Annotated in this window: 17 protein-coding genes and 1 pseudogene; 8 read left to right on the top strand and 10 right to left on the bottom strand. The window is 68.5% G+C overall.

Going from position 1 to position 19,988, the window contains the following annotated elements:
- From ACWCO2_RS20100 to ACWCO2_RS20090, 3 genes are read left to right on the top strand one after another with little or no spacing between them, the layout of a single operon-like run.
- Window positions 1-1,278: an O-antigen ligase family protein gene (locus ACWCO2_RS20100; protein ID WP_450129263.1), complete on the top strand. Its 1,278-nt coding sequence runs from the start codon at window positions 1-3 to the stop codon at window positions 1,276-1,278.
- Window positions 1,279-1,285: 7 nt separating this feature from the next.
- The gene (locus tag ACWCO2_RS20095; RefSeq protein WP_450129330.1) at window positions 1,286-2,419 is read left to right on the top strand and encodes a glycosyltransferase family 4 protein; all 1,134 of its coding nucleotides are present in this window, start codon (window positions 1,286-1,288) and stop codon (window positions 2,417-2,419) included.
- The gene (locus tag ACWCO2_RS20090; protein WP_450129262.1) at window positions 2,416-3,723 is read left to right on the top strand and encodes a lipopolysaccharide biosynthesis protein; all 1,308 of its coding nucleotides are present in this window, start codon (window positions 2,416-2,418) and stop codon (window positions 3,721-3,723) included. The genes ACWCO2_RS20095 and ACWCO2_RS20090 overlap by 4 nt, the downstream gene beginning before the upstream one ends.
- Before the next feature lie 25 nt (window positions 3,724-3,748).
- Here ACWCO2_RS20090 and ACWCO2_RS20085 read toward each other — a convergent pair whose 3' ends face one another.
- Window positions 3,749-4,705 carry a lipid II:glycine glycyltransferase FemX gene (locus ACWCO2_RS20085; protein ID WP_450129261.1) on the bottom strand — a complete coding sequence of 319 codons (957 nt, stop codon included), beginning with the start codon at window positions 4,703-4,705 and terminating at the stop codon, window positions 3,749-3,751.
- Window positions 4,706-5,140: 435 nt separating this feature from the next.
- Between ACWCO2_RS20085 and ACWCO2_RS20080 the strand changes: the two genes are divergently transcribed.
- On the top strand, window positions 5,141-5,884 hold the full coding sequence (locus tag ACWCO2_RS20080) for a methyltransferase domain-containing protein (RefSeq protein WP_450129260.1): 744 nt from the start codon (window positions 5,141-5,143) through the stop codon (window positions 5,882-5,884).
- 177 nt (window positions 5,885-6,061) lie between these two features.
- Here the strand turns inward: ACWCO2_RS20080 and efeB are convergent, their stop codons facing one another.
- Genes efeB through efeU form a run of 3 tightly spaced genes read right to left on the bottom strand, consistent with a single transcriptional unit; the run spans window position 6,062 to window position 9,245 of the window.
- Window positions 6,062-7,291, bottom strand: coding sequence for an iron uptake transporter deferrochelatase/peroxidase subunit (gene efeB, locus ACWCO2_RS20075; RefSeq protein WP_450129259.1), 1,230 nt, complete (start codon window positions 7,289-7,291; stop codon window positions 6,062-6,064).
- Window positions 7,288-8,397 (bottom strand): iron uptake system protein EfeO, encoded by a 1,110-nt coding sequence (gene efeO, locus ACWCO2_RS20070; RefSeq protein WP_450129258.1) that lies wholly within the window; start codon window positions 8,395-8,397, stop codon window positions 7,288-7,290. Before efeO ends, efeB begins: the two co-directional genes overlap by 4 nt.
- A complete protein-coding gene (gene efeU, locus ACWCO2_RS20065) occupies window positions 8,394-9,245 on the bottom strand; it encodes an iron uptake transporter permease EfeU (RefSeq protein WP_450129257.1) in 852 nt (283 codons plus the stop codon). The genes efeO and efeU overlap by 4 nt, the downstream gene beginning before the upstream one ends.
- Before the next feature lie 568 nt (window positions 9,246-9,813).
- Between efeU and ACWCO2_RS20060 the strand changes: the two genes are divergently transcribed.
- The 3 genes from ACWCO2_RS20060 to ACWCO2_RS20050 all read left to right on the top strand — a co-directional run bounded on the left by ACWCO2_RS20060 (window position 9,814) and on the right by ACWCO2_RS20050 (window position 12,035).
- Window positions 9,814-10,068, top strand: coding sequence for a biotin/lipoyl-containing protein (locus ACWCO2_RS20060; RefSeq protein ID WP_450129256.1), 255 nt, complete (start codon window positions 9,814-9,816; stop codon window positions 10,066-10,068).
- A gap of 57 nt (window positions 10,069-10,125) precedes the next feature.
- Complete coding sequence (locus tag ACWCO2_RS20055) at window positions 10,126-11,205, top strand: J domain-containing protein (RefSeq protein ID WP_450129255.1); 1,080 nt, start codon at window positions 10,126-10,128, stop codon at window positions 11,203-11,205.
- A gap of 143 nt (window positions 11,206-11,348) precedes the next feature.
- Window positions 11,349-12,035 (top strand): dienelactone hydrolase family protein, encoded by a 687-nt coding sequence (locus ACWCO2_RS20050; RefSeq protein WP_450129254.1) that lies wholly within the window; start codon window positions 11,349-11,351, stop codon window positions 12,033-12,035.
- Window positions 12,036-12,078: 43 nt separating this feature from the next.
- Here the strand turns inward: ACWCO2_RS20050 and ACWCO2_RS20045 are convergent, their stop codons facing one another.
- The 4 genes from ACWCO2_RS20045 to ACWCO2_RS20030 form a co-directional block, all read right to left on the bottom strand.
- Complete coding sequence (locus tag ACWCO2_RS20045; protein WP_450129253.1) at window positions 12,079-13,236, bottom strand: NAD(P)/FAD-dependent oxidoreductase; 1,158 nt, start codon at window positions 13,234-13,236, stop codon at window positions 12,079-12,081.
- Window positions 13,233-14,672 carry a sodium:solute symporter family protein gene (locus tag ACWCO2_RS20040; protein WP_450129252.1) on the bottom strand — a complete coding sequence of 480 codons (1,440 nt, stop codon included), beginning with the start codon at window positions 14,670-14,672 and terminating at the stop codon, window positions 13,233-13,235. The genes ACWCO2_RS20045 and ACWCO2_RS20040 overlap by 4 nt, the downstream gene beginning before the upstream one ends.
- A 16-nt stretch (window positions 14,673-14,688) precedes the next feature.
- Window positions 14,689-15,825 carry an N-methyl-L-tryptophan oxidase gene (gene solA / locus ACWCO2_RS20035; protein ID WP_450129251.1) on the bottom strand — a complete coding sequence of 379 codons (1,137 nt, stop codon included), beginning with the start codon at window positions 15,823-15,825 and terminating at the stop codon, window positions 14,689-14,691.
- Window positions 15,826-15,919: 94 nt separating this feature from the next.
- The gene (locus ACWCO2_RS20030) at window positions 15,920-16,642 is read right to left on the bottom strand and encodes a GntR family transcriptional regulator (protein ID WP_450129250.1); all 723 of its coding nucleotides are present in this window, start codon (window positions 16,640-16,642) and stop codon (window positions 15,920-15,922) included.
- Between the two features lie 185 nt (window positions 16,643-16,827).
- Here ACWCO2_RS20030 and ACWCO2_RS20025 point away from each other — a divergent pair, with 185 nt between their 5' ends.
- Complete coding sequence (locus tag ACWCO2_RS20025; protein ID WP_450129249.1) at window positions 16,828-17,979, top strand: CaiB/BaiF CoA transferase family protein; 1,152 nt, start codon at window positions 16,828-16,830, stop codon at window positions 17,977-17,979.
- Between the two features lie 76 nt (window positions 17,980-18,055).
- On the opposite strand, the gene fabG is transcribed toward ACWCO2_RS20025, so the two are convergent.
- Both fabG and ACWCO2_RS20015 read right to left on the bottom strand, forming a co-directional pair.
- Complete coding sequence (gene fabG / locus ACWCO2_RS20020) at window positions 18,056-18,784, bottom strand: 3-oxoacyl-ACP reductase FabG (RefSeq protein WP_450129248.1); 729 nt, start codon at window positions 18,782-18,784, stop codon at window positions 18,056-18,058.
- A gap of 12 nt (window positions 18,785-18,796) precedes the next feature.
- A pseudogene (locus ACWCO2_RS20015) lies at window positions 18,797-19,879 on the bottom strand (thiolase); the annotation flags it as partial.
- Between the last annotated feature and the right edge of the window lie 109 nt (window positions 19,880-19,988).

The raw sequence follows: 19,988 nt of genomic DNA, 5'->3' as shown, positions 1-19,988 counted from the left end.
ATGAACAACGATCGTCTGCCGTGGCTGGCCACGGCCGCACTGGTTGCCCTCGTGCTCTTCTCCGAAGTCAACGCCACGTCGTTGGGCGGCTTGGGGCAGGGGCCCATCAGGTGGGCACTGCTGGCCGTGGTGTGGGTGCTTCCGCTGGTGCTGTTCGTGGTTCGATCACCTGGGCTCGCCGAGGTGATCACGAGGCCGCCGTTGTCCTGGACCGCGGCCTGGATGGTGTGGACGCTGGTGGCGGCGGCCTGGTCCGTGTCGTCGCTCAACGGTTCGGGCATGCTGATCGCAGTGGGGATCGTGTCCTGCTGGCTGTTCAGCGCGTGCTTCGTCTCGCTGTACGGCTGGACGCGCTGGACCACCGCAATCGCTTGGACGTGCCTGGTCTTCCTACTCGGGAGCATGGCGTATTCGGTCGTAGGCGCGCAGGACGTCGCGTGGCTCGGGTCGCGGTTGGCGGGGTTTTCCTGGTCCCCCACCCACCTGGGGCGGATCGGGGCGATCGCGATCGTCCTCGGGGTGCTGGTCTTCCCGCGATCGAGGAGGAACGCGCTGCTCGGTGCGGCGTGCATCGGCACGGGAGCCGTGGCGGTCGTGTTGAGCGAAACCCGCACGGCGCTGATCGGTTTGGCCGGTGTCGCCGGCTTCGCGATCATCCGCCACTGGCGCGGGAAGCCCCATCTTGCCGCGGTCAGCAGCGGGTTCGCCATGCTCGCGGTCGTCGTCGGCGTGGTGCTGCTGGCCGACGGGTCGCGAGATCTCGCCACCGGAACCGGGCGGACCGACATCTGGTGGGCCGCGCTGCACCGCGTCGTGGACGTACCGCTAACGGGATTCGGCACCGCAGCGGGAGAAGTCGTCTTCGACGACATCGCACGTGACGGTGACCTCGCCTGGCGCGCTTTCACCGCGCACAACGCCTTCCTCCACGTGTTGTTCACGCAGGGGATGATCGGCCTCGGACTCGTGGTCGCAGCGTGCGTTTCGTACGTGGCGGTCGCGCGGCGCGTGCCGGACCTCGGCCGGGACAGCCTGGTGCTGTTCCTCTTCATCAACGGACTCACCGAAGCGCTGATCGAGCAACCGTCGCTGCCCATCGTCGTGCTTGCCGGCGCGTTCGCGGCTGTCGCCAATGATGCTGCGGCCCGGCGGGGAGGCGATGTGCTCGGACCGCAGCGGTCCTCGACGGCGGTGGCCGGACCACGTCGCGGACCTGTCAGCGGATCGGAGATGAGCGTCGGACACGTGCTCGGCAGCGATCGGGCAGAGGGGGTGTGAGTCGGTGATGGAAGCAACCGGGATTCGCCATGTTCTCCTGGTGCACGACGCTTACGACGACTACGTGACGTGCCTGGCCAACGCGCTTTCCGAACGCACGCGGGTGACGCTGCTCCACAGCAGTCGTCTCCACGGGAGCATGCGCGACTCGTTGTCCGGTGATGTGCGAACGTTCGTCTACCCGCACCGCCGAGGACGGGATCCCCGCCGCTGGCGGGCCGTGCCCAGGATCGACCGCGTCGCTGCGGCCGTGGGAGCAGATGTGGTCCACGTCCAGCAGAGCAATGATCCGTTCTTCAACCTCGCGCAGCTCCGCTCACCGCGGCGGATGCCGAAGGTCGTGACGGTCCACGACGTCACCCCGCATCCCGGTGACGGAACCAAGGTTCCGGGAGGGCACCTTTCCCTCCGCGTGCAGCAGAACAGCATCGATCGCTTCATCACGCACAGCAGCGCACTTCGCCGTGATCTGGTCAGGACCTGGCGAACTCCCGCGGATCGCGTTGCCGTGGTGCAGCACGGCGAACTGGGTTCGCTGTACCGGCGGCTGCCGGGCCATCGGTTCGAAGTCGACGACGCGCATCCCGAGCAGGGCGGCGTCCTGTTCTTCGGGCGGGTGTGGCCCTACAAAGGATTGGACCGCCTGGTCGAGGCGATGAACCGACTCGCGGCGACCCGCCCGGGACTCACCCTGACGATCGCAGGAAGGGGGGAGGCGCTTGATCGCTACTGCGCGCGGGCACGTCCGCCACTCCGGTTGGAGGTGTTCGACCGCTTCATCGAGAAGCACGAGGTACCTGGGCTTTTCGGCCAGGCTGCGGTGGTGTGCCTGCCCTACCTCGAAGCTTCGCAGAGCGGTGTGCAGGCACTCGCCTGCGGTCTGGGGGTCCCAGTGGTGGCGACCTCGGTCGGTGGTCTGTCGACGGCGGTGGTCGACGGCGGCGACGGACTCCTGGTTCCGCCTGACGACATCTCCGCTCTGACCGCGGCACTGGCGCGGTTGCTGGACGATCGGGAGCTGCGCTCGCGGCTGGCGACGGGCACGCGGGCGCGGTGCGAGTCGGATCTCAACTGGGACTCGATCGCCGAGCAGACGCTCGAAGTGCACGACCGCGCGTTGCACGACTGGACGAAGAGGTGACCCGCCAGAGCCTGGGGCAGCAGTTCCCCCGGTTTCGGCTCCCCGTCGCCTCGTCGTTGGTGCGCAACACGGGTTGGGCGTTCGCCGCCGAAGCCGCCAAGCTGCTGGCGTCGGTAGTCACCTTCGTGGTCATCACGCACCTGCTGGCACCGTCCGAGTACGGGGTCTACGTCGGCACCCTCGGCATGCTGTGGTTCTTGCTGCCCTTCGCCAGCGCCGGTACCGGTTATCTGCTGCTCGCCCGCGTAGCCGGCCAGGGCGTCGATCTCCACGACGCCCTCGGTCGCGCCAACGGCATGGTGATCGTGGGCGGTCTTGCCACGGTGTGCATTTTGGCGTCTCTGCAACACATCCTGCTCCCGCAGTGCCCGTTGCTCGTGCTGGTGCCGCTCGCGCTCGCCGAGATCGTGTTCGGAGGTTTGCAAGAGGTAGCCGCTTTTGCGAGTCAGGCGACCGAGAAGCTCCGCAGTGCCGCCGCGATGCGGTTGCTCCAAGGCGCGAGCCGACTGCTCGCCGCCACCGGTCTCGTGGTCTTCCACCCCGACGCCACCTTGACCGAGTGGGCGTGGCTCCACCTCGCTTCCGCAGCGCTCACCGGGCTGGTGTCGCAACTGATGATCGGTGGCTCTCCTGGTGGCACCATCATCCGCTTCCGCCCGCCGCGTTTCGCGGAGGTGCGGTTGGGCTTTTCCTACTCGGTCGGTTTCGGGGCGGACAAGATCCGCGAGTCGGCTGACGTGATGCTCCTGCTGCGCATCGGAACCAGCGCGGACGCGGGCATCTACGGGGCCGCGACAAGACTGATCAACGTGGCGGTCACGCCGCTCAAAGCACTCATCGCGTCGTCCAACGCCCGCTTCTTCGCCGCTGGCGCTCGCTCGGTCACCGACGCACGCGAGATCGCCCGTCGGATCACGTTCCTGGCGGCGCTCTACGGAGGGATCGTGGCGGTGGGGATCCTGGTGGCAGGCCCGGCGGCGATGTCCGTTCTCTCCTCCGACTACGCCGCTGCGGCCGACGCTCTGCGCATGCTGGCGGTGTGGCCGCTGGCAGTAGGCCTCGAGTCCTACGTCGCCACCGCGATGACCGCGATCGGGCACCAGCGGTTCCGGGTTGCTTCGATGCTGACCAGCACCGTGCTGAACATCGTCCTCAACGTGGTGCTCATCCCGTCCCACGGGTGGGGTGGCGCGATCATCGCCTCGTTGGTCGCGTCCGCGGTGAACTCGACCATGCTGTGGTCGAAACTGCTGATCCTCGCCGGGAGCGAGGATGCGAACTCCGGTGCGGTCTTGACGGTGTGAGCCAGGGCTCCCAGCAACGCCTTCGTCAGGCGGAGGCTCCGACCCGGTCGCTGCGCGGAGGTGTTCGTCCGCTGCGCAACGCGCGGAGTGACCCGCTGATGAGACGCCGACCGATCGACGCGTGCCGGACCACGTCGTAGGCGACGCGCACCACCGGTGAGCTGATCAGCTCGACCGGCGGCGGGTACAGGTGCGGGCGTCCCCCGAACCGCATCTTGAACCACACGTGGCTGGGGATGTCTTTGGCCCCGTCACCGCCACCGGACATCAATCGCAGCAAACTCGGTTGCACCCCGCCCATGTCCAACCACCGGTACTGGTTCTGCTTGGCCCAGCACAGCGCTTCCCAGTGCAGCACGCCAGGTATCCCGACCCCGGCCGTGTCCCGCGTCCGGTCGAACCCGGTGAGGCGGAACTTCAGCGCATAGCCGCATCGGGTGTAGAGATGCCCCGCAACGGGCACGCCATCGATCTCGCCCAGGAAGAGCGACACGTGGTCGGGTGCCAGCGCGGCGTAGAGGCTGCGGATGTAGTCCAGTGAGAACGCTTCGAACCCCTGGTTGGCGGCGGTGCAGGCGTGCAGTTCGGCGAAAGCGGGTAGATCGTGCGCGTCGCCGATGCGGACTCGCACACCCTTGGCCTCCCACTTGTTCGTCCGCGCCAGCTTCCGCAACCGCTGGTCGCGCAGGCTGAGTCGCAGCTCCTCCTGCGAGGGTTGCAGGTCGACGCGAACCGACCCGGCTGGCGCGACCTCCACCTCCGAGGGCCTGAATCCCCGGCGGAGGAGTTCGTCTCGCACATCGTCGGTCCCTTCCGCGGGTTGGATGAACAGCATCCGAAGTGGACTGCGTGCCAGATCGGCGAACGCCCGCACCAGAACGCTCCGCGTCTCCTCGCGCACTGGCGTGTTCACCGCGATGACCGGGCCGTAGGCGATGTAGCCCACGGCGCCGACCGCAGGGATCCGACGGTGGAGGATCAACGCTCCTCCGACGAGATCGCCATCCTGGTACGCGAATACGTGCAGCGGTGCGAATCCCGCTGCACGCCGAACCCTGGCCCACGCGTGCAACTGGCTTACGTCGCTGCCCGGTGTTTCCGACACCAGCTGGTCCCACGCGTCCAGGGAACTTTGGTGCGGACTGCTCGAAGCCACCGCTGTGACGGCGGATTCCTTCCAACGACGCGTCGTCAACACAGTGCACCTCCGGTGTAGGGACGCCCAGTCGATTCGCGCAGTGGTCAGTTGCCGTTTTGACGGGAGTTTAAAGTGCGGTGGGCCGCTGGGCAGACCGATCTCCGGCACCGACGCCATCAGCCAGTCTTGTGGGCTACCAGGTTCTTCTCAAAACGCTTGCCCTGTCGGAAACGGCTATCGTGGGTGCACCCGAGCAGCTGATGACGGGCACTGGGAGGCATGGACGTGCGGCATGGCATTGCGGCTTTGCTCAAGGCCCCGTACCTCTGGCTTCGGGACGCGGCGGGCGAGGTGTTCTTCGAACGCCGTTACGGGGTCCGGACCTCCGGCATCGTCGAGCTCGACGAGCTGGGCATCGGTGGGGACAGCCGGAATCGGTACCAGCCCGCGGGCTGGTTGACGCTGCGGCGGATCCTGCCGAAGCGGGAGGTGTGCCGCCACGACGTCTTCCTCGACTTCGGCTCGGGCATGGGGCGCGTCGTATTGCAAGCGATGCAGTACCCGTTCCAGCGCGTGATCGGAGTCGAGCTCTCCGCGCAGCTGACCCGCCTCGCCAGGAAGAACGTCGTGGGCAACAGATCACGGCAACGCTGTGGCGAGGTCTCGCTGATCTGCGCCGATGCGCTGGAATACGAGATCCCGAACGACGTGACCGTGGTGTTCTTCTACAACGCGTTCACCGGCAAGATCTTCGCCGACGTCCTCGGCAGGCTGGTCGAGTCGGTGGACCGCGCGCCGAGGACGATGCGCATCATCTACGTGAACCCGATAGAGGAGGAAGTGCTCCTCAACAGCGGTCGGGTACGGCGGGTCCGGACGCTCCGCGGGCTCCGCCCCACCGCCGCTTGGGCGCGTTCGAACACGACGCGGATGTACGTGCTCGGCCCGAACACCAGTGCCGACCGTCTTCGGCCACGCCGGAACAACCAGGACGCGCAACGTCTGCCGACGGCGCACTCGTGAGTAGTCGTTCAGGCAACGGAGTTCTGCACAGCTAGGACGTGGCGCCGGTAGGTTGGGCGGCAGCTTCAGCGCGGCGGCCGCCCATGGGAGCACCCGATGATGGCGGCCTCCGGCGAGGATGTGCGACGACAGGCACCCGGGACCGGTCCCAGCTCGACACCGCCTGACCGGCCGGGCTCAGGCGAACAGGGACTGGCCCCAGTACTCGCCGTCGCGGATTCCGGGTGGGCAGGCGAAGAGTGCTGAGCCGTTGTGCTCCAGGTACTCCGACATCGAGTCCCTCTTGGCCAGCAGGTTCTGGACCGGGATGAACTGGGTGCGCGGGTCCCGGTTGAAGCACACGAAGAACAGCCCGGCGTCCAGGCGGCCGAGACCGTCGGAGCCGTCGGTGAAGTTGTAGCCGCGGCGCAGCATGCGCGCACCGCCGTGCCGCTCGGGTGCGGCGAGGCGGATGTGCGCGTCGTTGGCGATCAGCGGTACGCCGTCCGGGCCCTTCGCCTTCAGATCCACCGGGTCGAACTCCTCGGCCGCGCCGTGCGGAGCGCCGCTGCCCTTGGTGCGGCCGACGATCGTCTCCTGCTCGGTGAGCGGAGCGCGGTCCCAGGTCTCGATGTGCATCCGGATCCGGCGGGCCACCAGGTAGCTCCCACCGTCCATCCACTGTGGACCGTCGCCCGGCTGCACCCAGACGTGCTGGTCCAGCTCGGCGGTGTCCTCGGCCTTGAGGTTGTTGGTTCCGTCCTTGAAGCCGAAGAGGTTGCGCGGTGTGGTCTGCGACCGCGAAGTGGTGGAGGTCCGGCCGAAGCCGAGCTGTGACCAGCGCACCGCCACCCGGCCGAAACCGATGCGCGCCAGGTTGCGCACCGCGTGCACCGCCACCTGCGGGTCGTTCGCGCACGCCTGCACGCACAGGTCGCCGCCGCTGCGCCTCGGGTCGAGGTTGTCGCCGGGGAAGTGCGGCAGGTCGGCCAGCGCGGCCGGACGGCGGTCGGCCAAGCCGAACCGCCCGTCGAACAGCGACGGCCCGAAGCCGATCGTGAGCGTCAGCGAGGAGGCCGGCAGATCCAGCGCCTCGCCGGTGTCGCCCGGGGGAGCCTCGGCCGCGCCGCCGACCGCGCCGTGCTCGACCGCCTCCAGCCCGGCCGTCATCCGCTCGGCTGCCTGCGTCCACTCGCGCAGCAGGTCGATCAGCTCGCCGCGATCGGTGGTGGTCACGTCGAAGGCCACGAAGTGCATCCGGTCCTGGGCGGGCGTGGTGATGCCCGCCTGGTGCGGACCGCGGAACGGCTCGGTCTGCGTGGTCTCGTCGTGGCGCCCGGTGAAGTAGCCGGCTCCGGCACCCGCACCGGCGAGCGCGAGCCCGGCGCCGGTCATGCCGAACAACCGGCGGCGCGACACTCCGGTCATCGCGCGACCGCGCCCGCGGTCTGGCTCAGCGGCTCGCTGAGGGCGTCGACCGCCGCCGCAAGCTCGCGGACCTGGTCGGGGTTGAGGTCGGTGTAGGGCTTGAAGCCCGCACCGTCCCGGTAGCGGGCCAGCAGGCCGTCGACCGCGGCGAACTTCTCATCCAGGGTCGCCAGCAGCTTCGGGTCCTTGTCGGTCAGCACAGGGCGCAGCGCGGTGATCACCTCGCGGGCACCGTCCACATTGGCTTGGAAGTCCCACAGGTCGGTGTGCGAGAAGATCTCCTCCTCGCCGGTGACCTTGCCGGTGGCGACCTCGTCGAGCAGCCCCTTGGCGCCGTTGGCCATGCCGGTCGGCGTCAGCTCCACGGTCCGGGCCTGCGCCACCAAGTCGCGGACGTCGGTCATCAGCCGGTCGGCGATGGCGGCGGAGTCCGGCTGCAGCCCGGTGACCCACAGGTCCTTCTCCAACCGGTGGAACCCGGTGAACTCCTGGCCCGGCTCCAGGTCCGCCTCGCGGCCGTCGATCTTGGGGTCCAGGTCGCCGAAGCTCTCCGCGACCGGCTCGATGCGCTCCCACGGTTCGCGCGTCTGGGCGTAGAGCTGCTTGGCTCGTTCGACGTCGCCGGCCTTGACCGCGTCGACGAACTGCCCGGTCCGCGTCTCGAACTCCGCGGCCTGCCCGTCGACGTAGCCCTTGTAGGCGGCCACGGCCTGCGCCGCGGCACCGTCCTGGGCGGCGGCCGCGCCGGTCACGGTGAAGTCGGTGCGGATGCCGTCGCCGTGCATCCCCGGTTTGCACGCGGCGGTGTACTTGCCGCCCTGCGGGACCTCGGCGACGAGCTGGCGGGTGAGCCCGGGGCCGATGTTCTCGACCTCGCTGATGATGCGGTCCCCGTCGCCGTAGAGGTAGAACTCGGTGACCTGGCTGCCCGCGTTGGTGACCTGGAAGTGGATCGTGCCGGCCGGAGCCGACGCCGCGGAGAGCGTGCACGCGTCGTCGGAGGCTTGCACGGTGATCGCGCCGGCAGCGTCCTGCTGCGAGCCGCATCCAGCGAGCAGGGTGGCGCAGAGCGCAGCGGGAACCAGAACGCGGGTGTGGTTGCTCATTCGGTCACTTCCGAGGGGGTGGTGGCGGGCTGGGCGGCAGCGGCGCTGCGGTGCGGGCGGAGGAACAGCGGGAGCACGACCACGACGTAGCCCAGCCAGGCGATGGCTTCGAGGACCGTGGTCTGCGGCGAGAAGTTGAAGATGCCCTTGAGCAGCGCGCCGTACCACGAGGTCGGCGGAACGTAGGCGCTCACGTCGAAGGCGAGGGTGTGCAGGCCAGGCAGCAGTCCGGCCTCCTGCAAGTCGTGCAGGCCGTAGGCGAGCACCCCGGCGGCGACGAAGACCAGCAGCACGCCGGTGACGGTGAAGAACTTGGAGAGGTTGATCCGCACGGCTCCGGCGTAGAGCAGGAACCCGAGCAGGACCGCCAGCGCGATGCCGACGACGAAGCCGATCAGCGGCAGCACGGTGCCGCCGCCCGCGGACTGCACGCTGGAGAAGAAGAACACGGCCGTCTCCATGCCTTCCCGCCCCACCGACAGGAACGCCACGGTGATCACGGCGGCCGGGCCGAGCTCCAGCGCGCCGTCGAGCTGGCCGCGCAGCTGTGCTGCCAGGCTGCGACCGGCCTTGCGCATCCAGAAGATCATCCCGGTGACGAACACGACGGCGACGATCGAGGCGATCCCGCCGAAGGTCTCCTGGGCTTCGAAGCTCAGCGACGCCGCGGTGTAGGTCAGCAGCGCGCCGAGGCCGACCGACAGCGCCACCGCCACCGAGACGCCGATCCAGACCAGTGGCAGGGCTCGGCGGCGTTCGGTGCGGACAAGGAAGGCGACCAGGATGCTGACCACCAGGACGGCTTCCAGACCTTCCCGCAGGCCGATCAGGGCATTACTGAGTAGCATTCACGCTCCCTCTTTGTGTGACTGCGGGCGAACCGAAACCTAGGTAAGCCTCACCTTGGTGTCAAACAAGTGTGAACACCACGACTCCGCGGGCCGGTTTTTCGTTCCGGAAGACCGTTACACCCGCTTTGACCTGCCGTTTTTCCTGAGTGTCAAATGTGCGAAAAGGTCCGGTTCGGTGATGTCCGGTCTGTCCTGGTTGGGTTGCGGCGAGCTGTCCGTCACGTCGTGGTCCCACGGCGCGGAACTTCGGCTAGAGTGATCCGCAGCACCGGTGGGCGTTGATCCCGCCGGCGATGGACTTGGCGGTGTCGGACGAGTCGTCCGGAGCTCCCTCCCTGCTCCGGAACGCGAATCCGACGGTGCACCGCACAGCTAGCCGAGCCGGTTCGAGGCGCCACCGAGGACCGAGCCCGGCTGTTCCGGGTGGTCAAAAGGGAGGGGCGGCCCAGCCGTCCCGGCCATCCGCGTGGAAGAGCCCGCTGACCCGAAGGTCAGCGGGTTTTTCGCGTTCGCCGTGCGCACGCACGAGTGGCGGTCGGCGCTCGCCGCGCGCACGGTTACCAGCATGTCCACAGTCAAGGCTCAGCAACCGGGCGTCTTCTACCGGCGACCGGCCCCCGAAGCCGACCCGTACGTGAGCGAGGGTGGCCACGTCGACGCGGGCCAGACCATCGCCGTGATCGAGGCGGTCAAGACCTACAACCCGGTCAAGGTCGACAACCCGGGCACGGTGAGCCGGTTCCTGCTCGTCGACGGCGCCCACGTCACCCGAGGGCAGGACGTAGCGGAGCTCGTCGACGAAACACCCCAACGCGGTTGATCTTGCTTTCGGCGCAAGCCCTATCATGGCCGCGCAGTCGTGGGAGGCAGGAGAGCCGTGCGCGGGGTCGACTATTACGAGCTGCTCGGCGTGCAGCCGGATGCGAGCGCCACCGAGATCAAGTCCGCGTACCGGACGTTGGCCCGCAGCATGCACCCCGACGTCGGTGGCACCGCGGGAACCTTCCGCCTGCTGCAAGAGGCCTACGAAACCCTCAACGATCCCGTGCGCCGCGCGAGCTACGACGGCGGTGGGGGAGAGCGGCGCAGCCCGGAGCCGAAGGTTCGTCGTACCCGCCGGACCTTCGGCGACGACCCGAACTACGTGCCGCGGCTGCCCCGACTGCGGCTGGACGACATCGCGTGGTGGGACGGCGTCGACCCGGACGCGCGCATCCGGTACCTGCCGATGGTCGGCCCGGAGCGCATGCCCACGCTCGCACTGGTGGGCGGTTGGTCGCTGCTGCTGACGGCAGGGCTGGCCGTCGATCTGACCGCCGCGCTGCTGGCCGGTTGGCTCGCGCTGCTGGTGACGTCCGGGGCGGTGATCGTGGTGCTGCTGCGCCGGCACATCCACGCGCACCGCGCCGACCGGTTGTTCGCCGCGGACTTCGGCGGACGCCGGACCTTCGGGTTGCGCGACACTGCTGATCCGGACAACCGCGCGCAGCAGCTGACCGCCGAGCTGTGCGCCAAGTACCTGACCCGGTTGCCCGGGGTGCGGGTGTTCCACGGATTGGCCTGGCCCGGCTCAGTGTTCGAGGACGTCGACCACGCGGTGCTGTGCGGGCGCCGGCTCGTGCTGGTGGAGTCCAAGACCTGGCTGCCCGGCCACTACACGGCCGACGAGGACGGCACGTTGTGGCGCAACGGCCATCCGTTCCGCGGCGGCGCGACCCGCTTGACCGAAGGCGTCGAGGCGTTCGAGGAACTGCTGCCCGGCGTCGAGGTGCGCGGCGCGGTGCTGATCTACCCGAGCCGTTCCGGTGAGGTGACCACCGTGGAGCAGGACGGGCAGGTCTCGCCGATGACCCCGGCGCAGTTCGTCCGCGAGATCGGTCGCTGGCTGGCCGAGGACCCGGCCAGCGTGGACCGCGAAGCGTTCACCACCGTCCTCGATCAGGTCATCTCCGACTGATCGGCGGTTGGCAGCCGGGGCGTGCCTCGATACGGTGTTGATCTTGCCCGGGTGTCGACGCCCCGGCAGAGCACGTGCGATCAGCCTGGCCCGGCGCGACCATGTGCCAGTCAGCCCACCGGTCCGGTCAGAGGAGTACCAAGGTGACGAACCCCCACCAGAACGTCAGCTTCCCCAGCAACGGGCGCACCGCGCACGGCTACCTGGCGACACCGTCCGGCACCGGGCCGGGCGTGGTGGTGATCCAGGAGTGGTGGGGGCTGACCGACCACGTCGCGGACGTGGCGAACCGGCTGGCGGCAGAGGGATTCGTCGCGCTCGCCCCGGACCTCTACGGCGGGCACACCACCCACGACGGCCAGGAAGCCGCGCGGTTGATGCAGCAGCTGCCGGTTGACCGCGCGGCCCGCGACCTGGCAGGCGCGGTCGACTTCCTTCTGGGGCACGAGCAGGTGAGCAGCTCGTCGGTCGGCACTGTCGGGTTCTGCATGGGCGGCAAGTTCGCGATCGTGCTCGCCGCGCAGCAGGGCGACCGGGTCGGCGCAGCGGTACCCTTCTACGGCATGCCCTCGGTAACCGACACCGACTTCTCCGGTCTCACCGCCCCGATGCTGTGCCACTTCGGCGAGTACGACCGCACGATCAGCGAGGACGCGGTCGGCGAACTCCGCGACAAGATCCAGCAGCAGTCCCAGGTCCGCCCGCAGATCTACTTCTACCCGGCCGGCCACGCCTTCTTCAACGACCAGAACCCCGCCTCGTACCACGAAGAATCCGCCCAAACGGCCTGGCCCCGCACCCTCGACTTCCTCCGCCGCCACCTCACCTGATCGTGGCCAGGTCTGCCCTGGTGGTTCCTGTCGCCTGGTCGGGTTACTGCTGGCCGGCGAAGCGGGCTGGTTTCAGCGGGGGTGTGTCGGACTGGCCGATGAGGCGTTGGGGGCGGAAGTCGGTCAGTGCGTCTTCTTGGTCGCCGGTGAGGAGTTCTTGGGCGGCTAGGCGGCCGAGCAGGGGGCCCAAGGTGATGCCGCTGTGGGTTGCCAGGGTGTAGATCTTGGCTTTGTCGTTGAGGAATCCGGCGATGGTGAGGCCGTCGGCGGGCATTGCGCGTTGGCCTACTCGTAGGGAATCCAGGGCTGCGCCTTCGGTTCCTGCGAGGAGGTTGTTGAGGCGGTTGCAGAGGGTTCGGGCGTGGTCGCCGTTGGGGGACGGTGGGTTGGCCGGGTCTGCGTGTGCGTCGAGGTCCAGGCCTTGCAGGATCAAGCGGCCTGCGCCGTCCGGGCGGACGTTGAGGTGCGGCGTGGTCAGGACCCGGTCCAGGCGGGTTGTGAGGGGGCGGGTGTAGCCGAGCAGGCCGACGGTTGCTGAACCTGCTGCGTCCGGGTCGGCCATCGGGATTCGGTGTCCGGATGATGCGGTCAGGGGTTCGGTCCAGCGGCCTGTTGCTAGCAGTACTGCGTCGAAATCGGCTTTTCCGTCGGACAACTCGACGCTGGCTTGTCCGTCCACTTCGGACACGCCGAGCACCGTTACCGGGCAGCGGAGTTCGGCGCCGCGTTCCCGGGCTTCGCCCCACAGCCGGGCAACCAGCAGTGCTGGGAAGATGTGGCCTTCGGTGGGGTAGTAGGCGATGTCGTGGACGCTGGACGGTAGTCGCAGGTCGGGCACGAGGTCGCGGGCTTGTTGTGGCGTGATCCAGTCCACCGGGTAGTCGCGGCCCGTGAGCTCGGAGACGGAGGCTGCGAGCCGTTCGGCTCCTTCTGAGTCCTCGGCCCACTCCAGATTCCCATTGCGCACGAACCAGTTCGCTGGTCCCTTCGCCAGCTCGGCGTGTTCGGCCATGCCCGCGACGTTGAGATCGTGGTAGGAGCGCGGGTTCTTGTTGTGCGAGTTGGTCCAGGCGAACGACGTGCCGGAGGTTCCGGCCAGCGGTGCGGATCGTTCGAAGACGGTCACCTCGGCACCCGCGAGCGCCAGCGCGCGGGCAGCGCTTGCGCCCAGCACACCGAGGCCGATCACGGCGATCTTCATGCTTCCCTCACTAGTTCACTGCGGACATCTGCACTGGGCTTCCCCGGCGTGGCGAACGCGATTACCAGCAGCACCACCGCCGACGCGCCGATTCCGTAGACCGCGTACGGGACCGTGGTGTCGAGAACGTGCGCGACGGCGCACCCGACGATGCCGGCGATCATGCTGCTGATCGCGGCGATCGGGGCGAGGCGGCGGCGCTGGTGCAGCGCGTAGCCGAGGAAGATCGGTGCGGCCAGCGCGGCCGCCGAGTAGGCGTAGGTGGCGACCAGCCAGGTCAGCGCCTTGGGGAACAGGATCGCCAGCACCGCGGCCAGGATCGACACCCCGACCGTGATCAGCCGGGACAGCGACACCGTCTGCCGTTCGCTCTGCTCCTTGCCGACGATGTTCTGGTACACGTCGCGGGTCAGGTTGGCCACCACGGACTGCAGTGCGGCACCGGTGGTGGACACGATCGTCGACACCAGGAACGCGCCGAAGATGACCACCAGCCAGGTCGGCAGCTGGGTCAGCAGCCAGCCCGCGGCGTCTTCCTCGTTGGTCAGAGCCGGGTTCATCGAGTGCACCGCCAGCCCGATGCAACCGGCGTAGGTGCCACCGATGAGCATGGTCAGGCCGGACAGCCCGAGCCCGCGGCGGGCGTCGGAGATCTTCTTGGTGGCGAAAACCCGCTGGTAGTAGAGCTGGTTGGTGAGCGTGCCGGGCAGGATCGCCGCGACCCACAGCCAGATCTGCTCCCAGCCGACGGCGGTGAGGCCCTCCCAGCCCCACAGTCGCTGCGGCACGGTCTCGGTGATGCGGCCCCAGCCGCCCGCCAGGTGGACGGCGTAGGCCGCCACGCCGAGCGACATGACGATCATGAAGATGCCGAACACGAAGTCCGTCCACGCCACCGAGGTCAGCCCGCCCGGCAGCACGAACAGCAGCGATGCCGCCATGATCAGCAGGATCAGCACGGTCGGCGAGACCCCGGTGAGCTGTCCGAAGAGCTGTGCGAAGGCGACGAACTGGGTGGCAAGCCAGCCGAACGGCACCACCAGTGCGGCCAGTGCGGCGATGGCGGTGACCAGCTTGTGCTGCCCGAACAGGCGGGTGATGACGTCCGGCACGGTGGTGAAGCGCTGCTGCCGCAACCACTTCGCGATCAGCATCAGCACGAGGAAGCCGACCAGCACGCAGCCCTCGTAGACGAACACCGACCAGCCAGACTTGTATCCGATGCCGACGTGCGCGATCAGCACCCCGCCGCCGGTGGCGGTGGCGAACTGGGTGATGATCACGACGATCAGCGGCAGCGACTCGCCCGCGGAGAGCCAGTCCTGCGAGTTCTTCGCCTTCCGTCCGAAGTGGATGGACATGGCCGCGCCGAAGCCGATCACGAGCAGGCTGGCGACGATGATCCCGATTATCTGTCCGGTCGATCCTGCGGGCATGATTCGCCTCCGGTGGTCATCTGCGCGTGAAGCGACTGGGGTCCAGCTGGGCGATGTCGTGCTCAGTGCTTCCGCGCAGCGCGAGATCGGCGCCGATCTCGCCGAAGACGGGGGAGAGCTTGAAGCCGTGGCCGGAGAAACCGGTCATGACCGTGGCGTTGCGGTGGCCGGGCAGCGGACCGAGCAGGGCGTGCTCGTCCGGGGTGAATCCCTCGGCGTAGGTGCCGATGCGGATCGGGTGCGGGGTCACGCCGGGCAGCAGCCGTTCTGCCGCTGTGGCGGCCGCGCGGGCGTACTCGGGGTCGGCGCTGCGCGGCAGATCATCCGGATCTCGCAGGGTTTCCCGGTCCAGGTAGTGCGGGATGATCTTGATCGAAACGCCGTCCAGAACGGGGAAGAAGGAGAACCCGATCTCGCGGTGGCGGCGGATCCCGACCGGCATCCGGTCCGGCAGGTGGACGGCGGTGTCGTGCGCGGTGAACCAGCAGGCGGTGATGATCCGGATCTCGATGGGCAGTGCGTGCAGCGGTTCCAGGTCGCGTGTCCACGGTCCGGGGGCGAACACAACGTGGTCGACGTCGAATTCCTTGCCCTCACTGGCGATTCGCCATCCCCGTGCGGTTTCGGCGACGTCGGTGATGCGGTGGTAGGGGAGGATCTCGGCGCCTGCCTGCTCGGCGGCTCGCAACGTGGCCTGCACCGCGGGTTCGGGGCGCATCACTCCTGCGGCCGGGTCGAACAGCATGACCTCGTCGTCGTCGATCCGGTGCTGGGGATAGCGCTGGCGGGCGGTTTCGGTGTCGAGGACCTCGTGGTCGAGCCCTTGTTCCTCGGCGCACTGCCGCACTGCTGCGACGTCGGGGTGGTCCGGTGGGCCGATGGTCAGGCCTCCGCACATCGTCAGCAGATCGGCGTTCGCGGTGCGTTCGAGCTCGCGCCACAGCCGCTCGGATCGCTGGAGCAGCGGGACGTAGTTCGATCCTTCCTTGTAGGCGGTGCGGAAGATGCGGGACTCGCCGGCGGAGGCACCGCGGTCGTGGCCGGGGGAGTGGGTGTCGAAGGCGAGCACGTCTGCTCCGCGCTCGGCGAGCTTCCAGGCGGTCATGGCGCCGATGACGCCGGTTCCGATCACTGCGACGCGAGGTTTGCTCATGATCCCTCCAGGAACGCTGAGATGGCGCAGTTTTAGGCAAAACTGTCACGGGAAATTGCGTTGCGTCGGGTTCTAGGATTGAGGCAGAGCCGGATCAGGAGTCCGATGTGGACAGAACAGTTCGTTCTAGGTAGAACTCGACCAGATCGGGGCGGATGATGTGCCACATGGCTTCGGCGAGCTTGCCGTCGGTCAGCCAGGTCAGCCTGCGCAGCCGGATCACCGCACCACCAGCGGGCAGGTGCAGCCGGGTCGCATTGGCCTCGTCGAGCAGGACAGGGTCGATGTAGACGCGGGATTTCGCGGCCGGGACGCCGGTGCGGGCGAAGTAGTCGTGCACGGTCAGGTGGGCCAGGTCCTCGTCCAGCATTCGTGGTGCCAGCGAGAACGGGACCGCGGAGAGCTCGACGGCGATCGGGTTGTCGTCCACGTCGAACTTCAGCCGCCGCAGCTGGTTCACCGGCGCGTCGTCGAGCACGCCGGGTAGTTCGACGTCGGCGTCGCACGCCGGGATCACTGCCGCCGACTCCACCGCGTGCCGACCCGGGATCTCCGGGCCCTGCAACGCCGGATTCACCACGCGCAGCAGGCTCTCCTGCCGCGCCCCTTCGGCGACGAAGGTGCCGCGCCGCCGGTGGCGCTCCACCAGCCCGGCCTGCGCCAGCTCGCTCAGCACCCGTTGCGCGGTCGCGCGGCTGACCGAGTGCTGCTGCTGCAGCTCGGCCTCGGTCGGCAACCGGGTGCCGGGCGGCAACACGCCGGAGCGGATCCGCTGCTCCAGTTCGGTGCGGATGCGCAGGTAGGCCGGGGTTGCCACGAGGGGAATCTAGCTCGCCGTGAATTGACCGGTCAATACTCGTTTCGGGCGGGCAATAGTCACCGAGATATGTACGGCCATAGTTGCTCGCAGGGCGTGTAGCGGCATTGACACGCAGCTGGCATGCGGGCAATGCTGACCTGAGATTGGCCGTACAAATCCTCGGTGGGAAGGAGAACGGGTCGATGCTTCCGCTGGAAGGCGTGACCGTGGTGTCCCTGGAACAGGCGGTCGCCGCCCCGTTCGCCACCCGGCAACTGGCCGATCTCGGCGCGCGGGTGATCAAGGTGGAGCGCCCCACCGGGGACTTCGCCCGCGGCTACGACACCTCGGCGAAGGGGCTGTCCAGTCATTTCGTGTGGATCAACCGCAACAAGGAGAGCATCGTCCTGGACCTCAAGGCTGAGGCCGATCGCGAGGTCATGGACAAACTGCTGGACCGCGCGGACGTGTTCGTGCAGAACCTCGCGCCGGGCGCGGCCGCTCGACTCGGCCTGGGTGCGGCCGAGCTGAGGGAGAAGAACCCGCGGCTGATCGTGTGCGACCTGTCCGGTTACGGGAGTTCGGGGCCGTACCGCGACAAGAAGGCCTACGACCTGCTGATCCAGTGCGAGACCGGGCTCGTGTCCATCACCGGTAGTCCCGAGGAGCCGGCCAAGACCGGCATCTCGACCGCGGACATCGCGGGCGGCATGTACGCCTACACCGGCGTGCTCACCGCGCTGTACGAGCGCGAGCGCACGGGGCAGGGCACGGCGTTCGAGGTGTCGCTGTTCGATGCGCTGGGCGAGTGGATGGGATTCCCTTACTACTACTCCTACAGCGGCGCTGCTCCGGCACGGGCTGGAGCTCGGCACGCAGCCATCGCGCCTTACGGGCCGTTCGCCGCGGGGGATGGCGGGAAGGTGTTCCTCGGCGTGCAGAACGAGCGGGAGTGGGTGAAGTTCTGCGAGCAGGTGCTCGAACAGCCGGAGCTGGCCAGCGATCCGCGGTTCGACGCCAATCCGAAGCGGGTGGCGAACATCTTCGAGCTGGGCGTCGCCATCGAGGCGGTGTTCGCGACGATGAGCAGCGCGGAGATCGAGCAGCGGCTGGAGCAGGTCGGCATCGCCAACGCCCGGATGCGCACCGTCGCCGAATTCGCCGATCACCCGCAGTTGGAGGCGCGTGACCGCTGGCGCGAGGTCGATTCTCCGGCCGGACCGCTGCGCACCCTGCTGCCTCCGGTGACGGTGCCGGGGCGCGAGCCGCGCATGGACCCGATCCCGGAGGTCGGGGAGCACACGCAGGCCATCCTCGCCGAACTCGACGGCCACGCCGAACCGCCCGGGGGCTGAGCGGGTTTCCCAATTTTAGGGAAATTTGGAATCTCCATCGGGCGGAGCGCATGGTGGTGCGCCCCGCCCGATGGGTTCAGATGTGGCGGCCGCCGGTGATCTCCAGGACGCAGCCGGTCATGTAGGAGGACAGGTCCGAGGCCAGGAACAACACCACGTTGGCCACTTCGGACGGTTCGCCCGCGCGCTGCATCGGGATCTCCTGCAGCTTGGCGTTCCAGACGTCCTCGCGCAGGGCCGCGGTCATGTCCGTGCGGATCAGGCCCGGCTGCACCGCGTTGACCCGCACGCCCCTGTGCGCGACCTCCTTGGCCGCTGCTTTGGTCAGGCCGACGATGCCGGCTTTGGCCGCGCTGTAGTTGGTCTGGCCGATCATGCCGACCTTGCCGGAGATCGACGAGATGTTCACGATCGATCCGCTGCCCTGCTCGCGCATCACCGCCGCCGCGGCCCGGGTGCCCAGCCACGCACCCTTGACGTGCACGTCAAGGACGGCTTCGAAGTCGTCGAGGCTCATCTTGCGCATGGTGGCGTCGCGGGTGATGCCCGCGTTGTTCACCATCACGTCCAGGGAACCGAACTCGCTGGTGGCCGCCTCGATCGCCGCCTGCACCGCGTCCGGATCGGTCACATCGCAGTCCACGCCGAGCGCGGGTCCATCGAGTTCTTCCGCGGCTTTCTGGGCCTGAGCTCCGTCGATGTCGGCTAGCACCACCTTCGCGCCCTGGGCGACGAAGTTCTCGGCGATGGCGAAGCCGATTCCCTTACCGCCACCGGTGACCACCACGACCTTGTCCTGCAGCATCAACATCCTCCTTCAGAGCGCGCTTTCGGTGCCGAAGATCGCGGTGACCTGGCTGGACAGCACGCCACCGTTGCCGTGCGCCAATGCCACGTCGGCGCCCTCGATCTGGCGTGCGCCGCACTCGCCGCGGAGCTGGCGCACCGCCTCGATGATGGTGAAGATCCCGTACATGCCGGGGTGGCAGTAGGAGAGCCCGCCGCCGTTGGTGTTCACCGGCAGCTTGCCGCCCGGCGCGATGCGGCCTTCGGCGACGAACGAGCCGCCTTCGCCCTTCGCGCAGAACCCGAGGTCCTCCAGGAACAGGATCGGGTTGATGGTGAAGGCGTCGTAGAGCTCGACCACGTCGACGTCCTGCGGCCCGAGCCCGGCCATCGCGAACGCCCGGTCGCCGGACTCGGCCGCCGCGGTGACCGTCAGGTCCGGCATCGCCGAGATGCTGCGGTGCGAGACGGCCTCGCCCGCACCGAGCAGGAACACCGGCTTCCCGGGCCGGTCGCGGGCGCGATCCGCACTGGTCAGCACCACCGCGCCGCCGCCGTCGGTGACCAGGCAGCAGTCCAGCTTCGTCAGCGGATCGCTGATCATCCGCGCCGCCAGCACGTCCTCGCGGGTCAGCGGGTCGCGCGCGAATGCCACCGGGTTGAGCTGCGCCCACTGCCGCGCGGCGACGGCGACGTCGGCCAGTTGCTCGCGGGTCGTGCCGTACTGGTGCATGTGCCGCGCGGTGGCCATCGCGTACATGCTGATCGGGTGGCGGGCCCGGTAGGGCGCCTCGTACGGGTTGGGCTTGGACGGCGAGACCAGCCGCCCGCCGTCGGAGCGCTGGGTGCTGCCGTAGACGATCAGCACCGTCTCGATCATCCCGGCGTTGATCGCCGCAGCCGCGTGCAGCACGTGCGAGACGAAGGAACTGCCGCCGATGGTCGAACCGTCGACGTACTTCGGCCTGATGCCCAGGTACTCGGCGGTGTCCATGCCCGACATCGGGTAGTAGGAGGAGGCGGTGAACAGACCGTCCACATCGGACTTTTTCAGCCCGGCATCGGCCAGAGCGCGCACCGTTGCTTGGCCGGCCAGGTCCAGCGGGGTCAACCCCGGCGCGACCTGCCCTAGTAGGGCAGCCGCACTTTGATGGTGTCATGTGAGTTGGATCCGGCGGCGGAGTCGGGTGCGGTGGTGGAACCAGCGGGCGCGGGCTTGGTGG

Source organism: Saccharopolyspora sp. NPDC002376 (genome assembly GCF_053593195.1).
Note: the sequence above shows the minus strand (reverse complement) of the source record. Positions and strands in the feature narration are given on the sequence as shown.

What these genes read in the sequence shown, in the direction of transcription:
- efeB (WP_450129259.1), bottom strand. Translation starts at nt 7,291, where the DNA reads ATGACCGGAGTGTCGCGCCGCCGGTTGTTCGGCATGACCGGCGCCGGG.
- ACWCO2_RS20080 (WP_450129260.1), top strand. Translation starts at nt 5,141, where the DNA reads ATGGACGTGCGGCATGGCATTGCGGCTTTGCTCAAGGCCCCGTACCTC.
- ACWCO2_RS20040 (WP_450129252.1), bottom strand. Translation starts at nt 14,672, where the DNA reads ATGCCCGCAGGATCGACCGGACAGATAATCGGGATCATCGTCGCCAGC.
- fabG (WP_450129248.1), bottom strand. Translation starts at nt 18,784, where the DNA reads ATGCTGCAGGACAAGGTCGTGGTGGTCACCGGTGGCGGTAAGGGAATC.
- solA (WP_450129251.1), bottom strand. Translation starts at nt 15,825, where the DNA reads ATGAGCAAACCTCGCGTCGCAGTGATCGGAACCGGCGTCATCGGCGCC.
- ACWCO2_RS20060 (WP_450129256.1), top strand. Translation starts at nt 9,814, where the DNA reads ATGTCCACAGTCAAGGCTCAGCAACCGGGCGTCTTCTACCGGCGACCG.
- ACWCO2_RS20100 (WP_450129263.1), top strand. Translation starts at nt 1, where the DNA reads ATGAACAACGATCGTCTGCCGTGGCTGGCCACGGCCGCACTGGTTGCC.
- efeU (WP_450129257.1), bottom strand. Translation starts at nt 9,245, where the DNA reads ATGCTACTCAGTAATGCCCTGATCGGCCTGCGGGAAGGTCTGGAAGCC.
- ACWCO2_RS20045 (WP_450129253.1), bottom strand. Translation starts at nt 13,236, where the DNA reads ATGAAGATCGCCGTGATCGGCCTCGGTGTGCTGGGCGCAAGCGCTGCC.
- ACWCO2_RS20095 (WP_450129330.1), top strand. Translation starts at nt 1,286, where the DNA reads ATGGAAGCAACCGGGATTCGCCATGTTCTCCTGGTGCACGACGCTTAC.
- efeO (WP_450129258.1), bottom strand. Translation starts at nt 8,397, where the DNA reads ATGAGCAACCACACCCGCGTTCTGGTTCCCGCTGCGCTCTGCGCCACC.
- ACWCO2_RS20025 (WP_450129249.1), top strand. Translation starts at nt 16,828, where the DNA reads ATGCTTCCGCTGGAAGGCGTGACCGTGGTGTCCCTGGAACAGGCGGTC.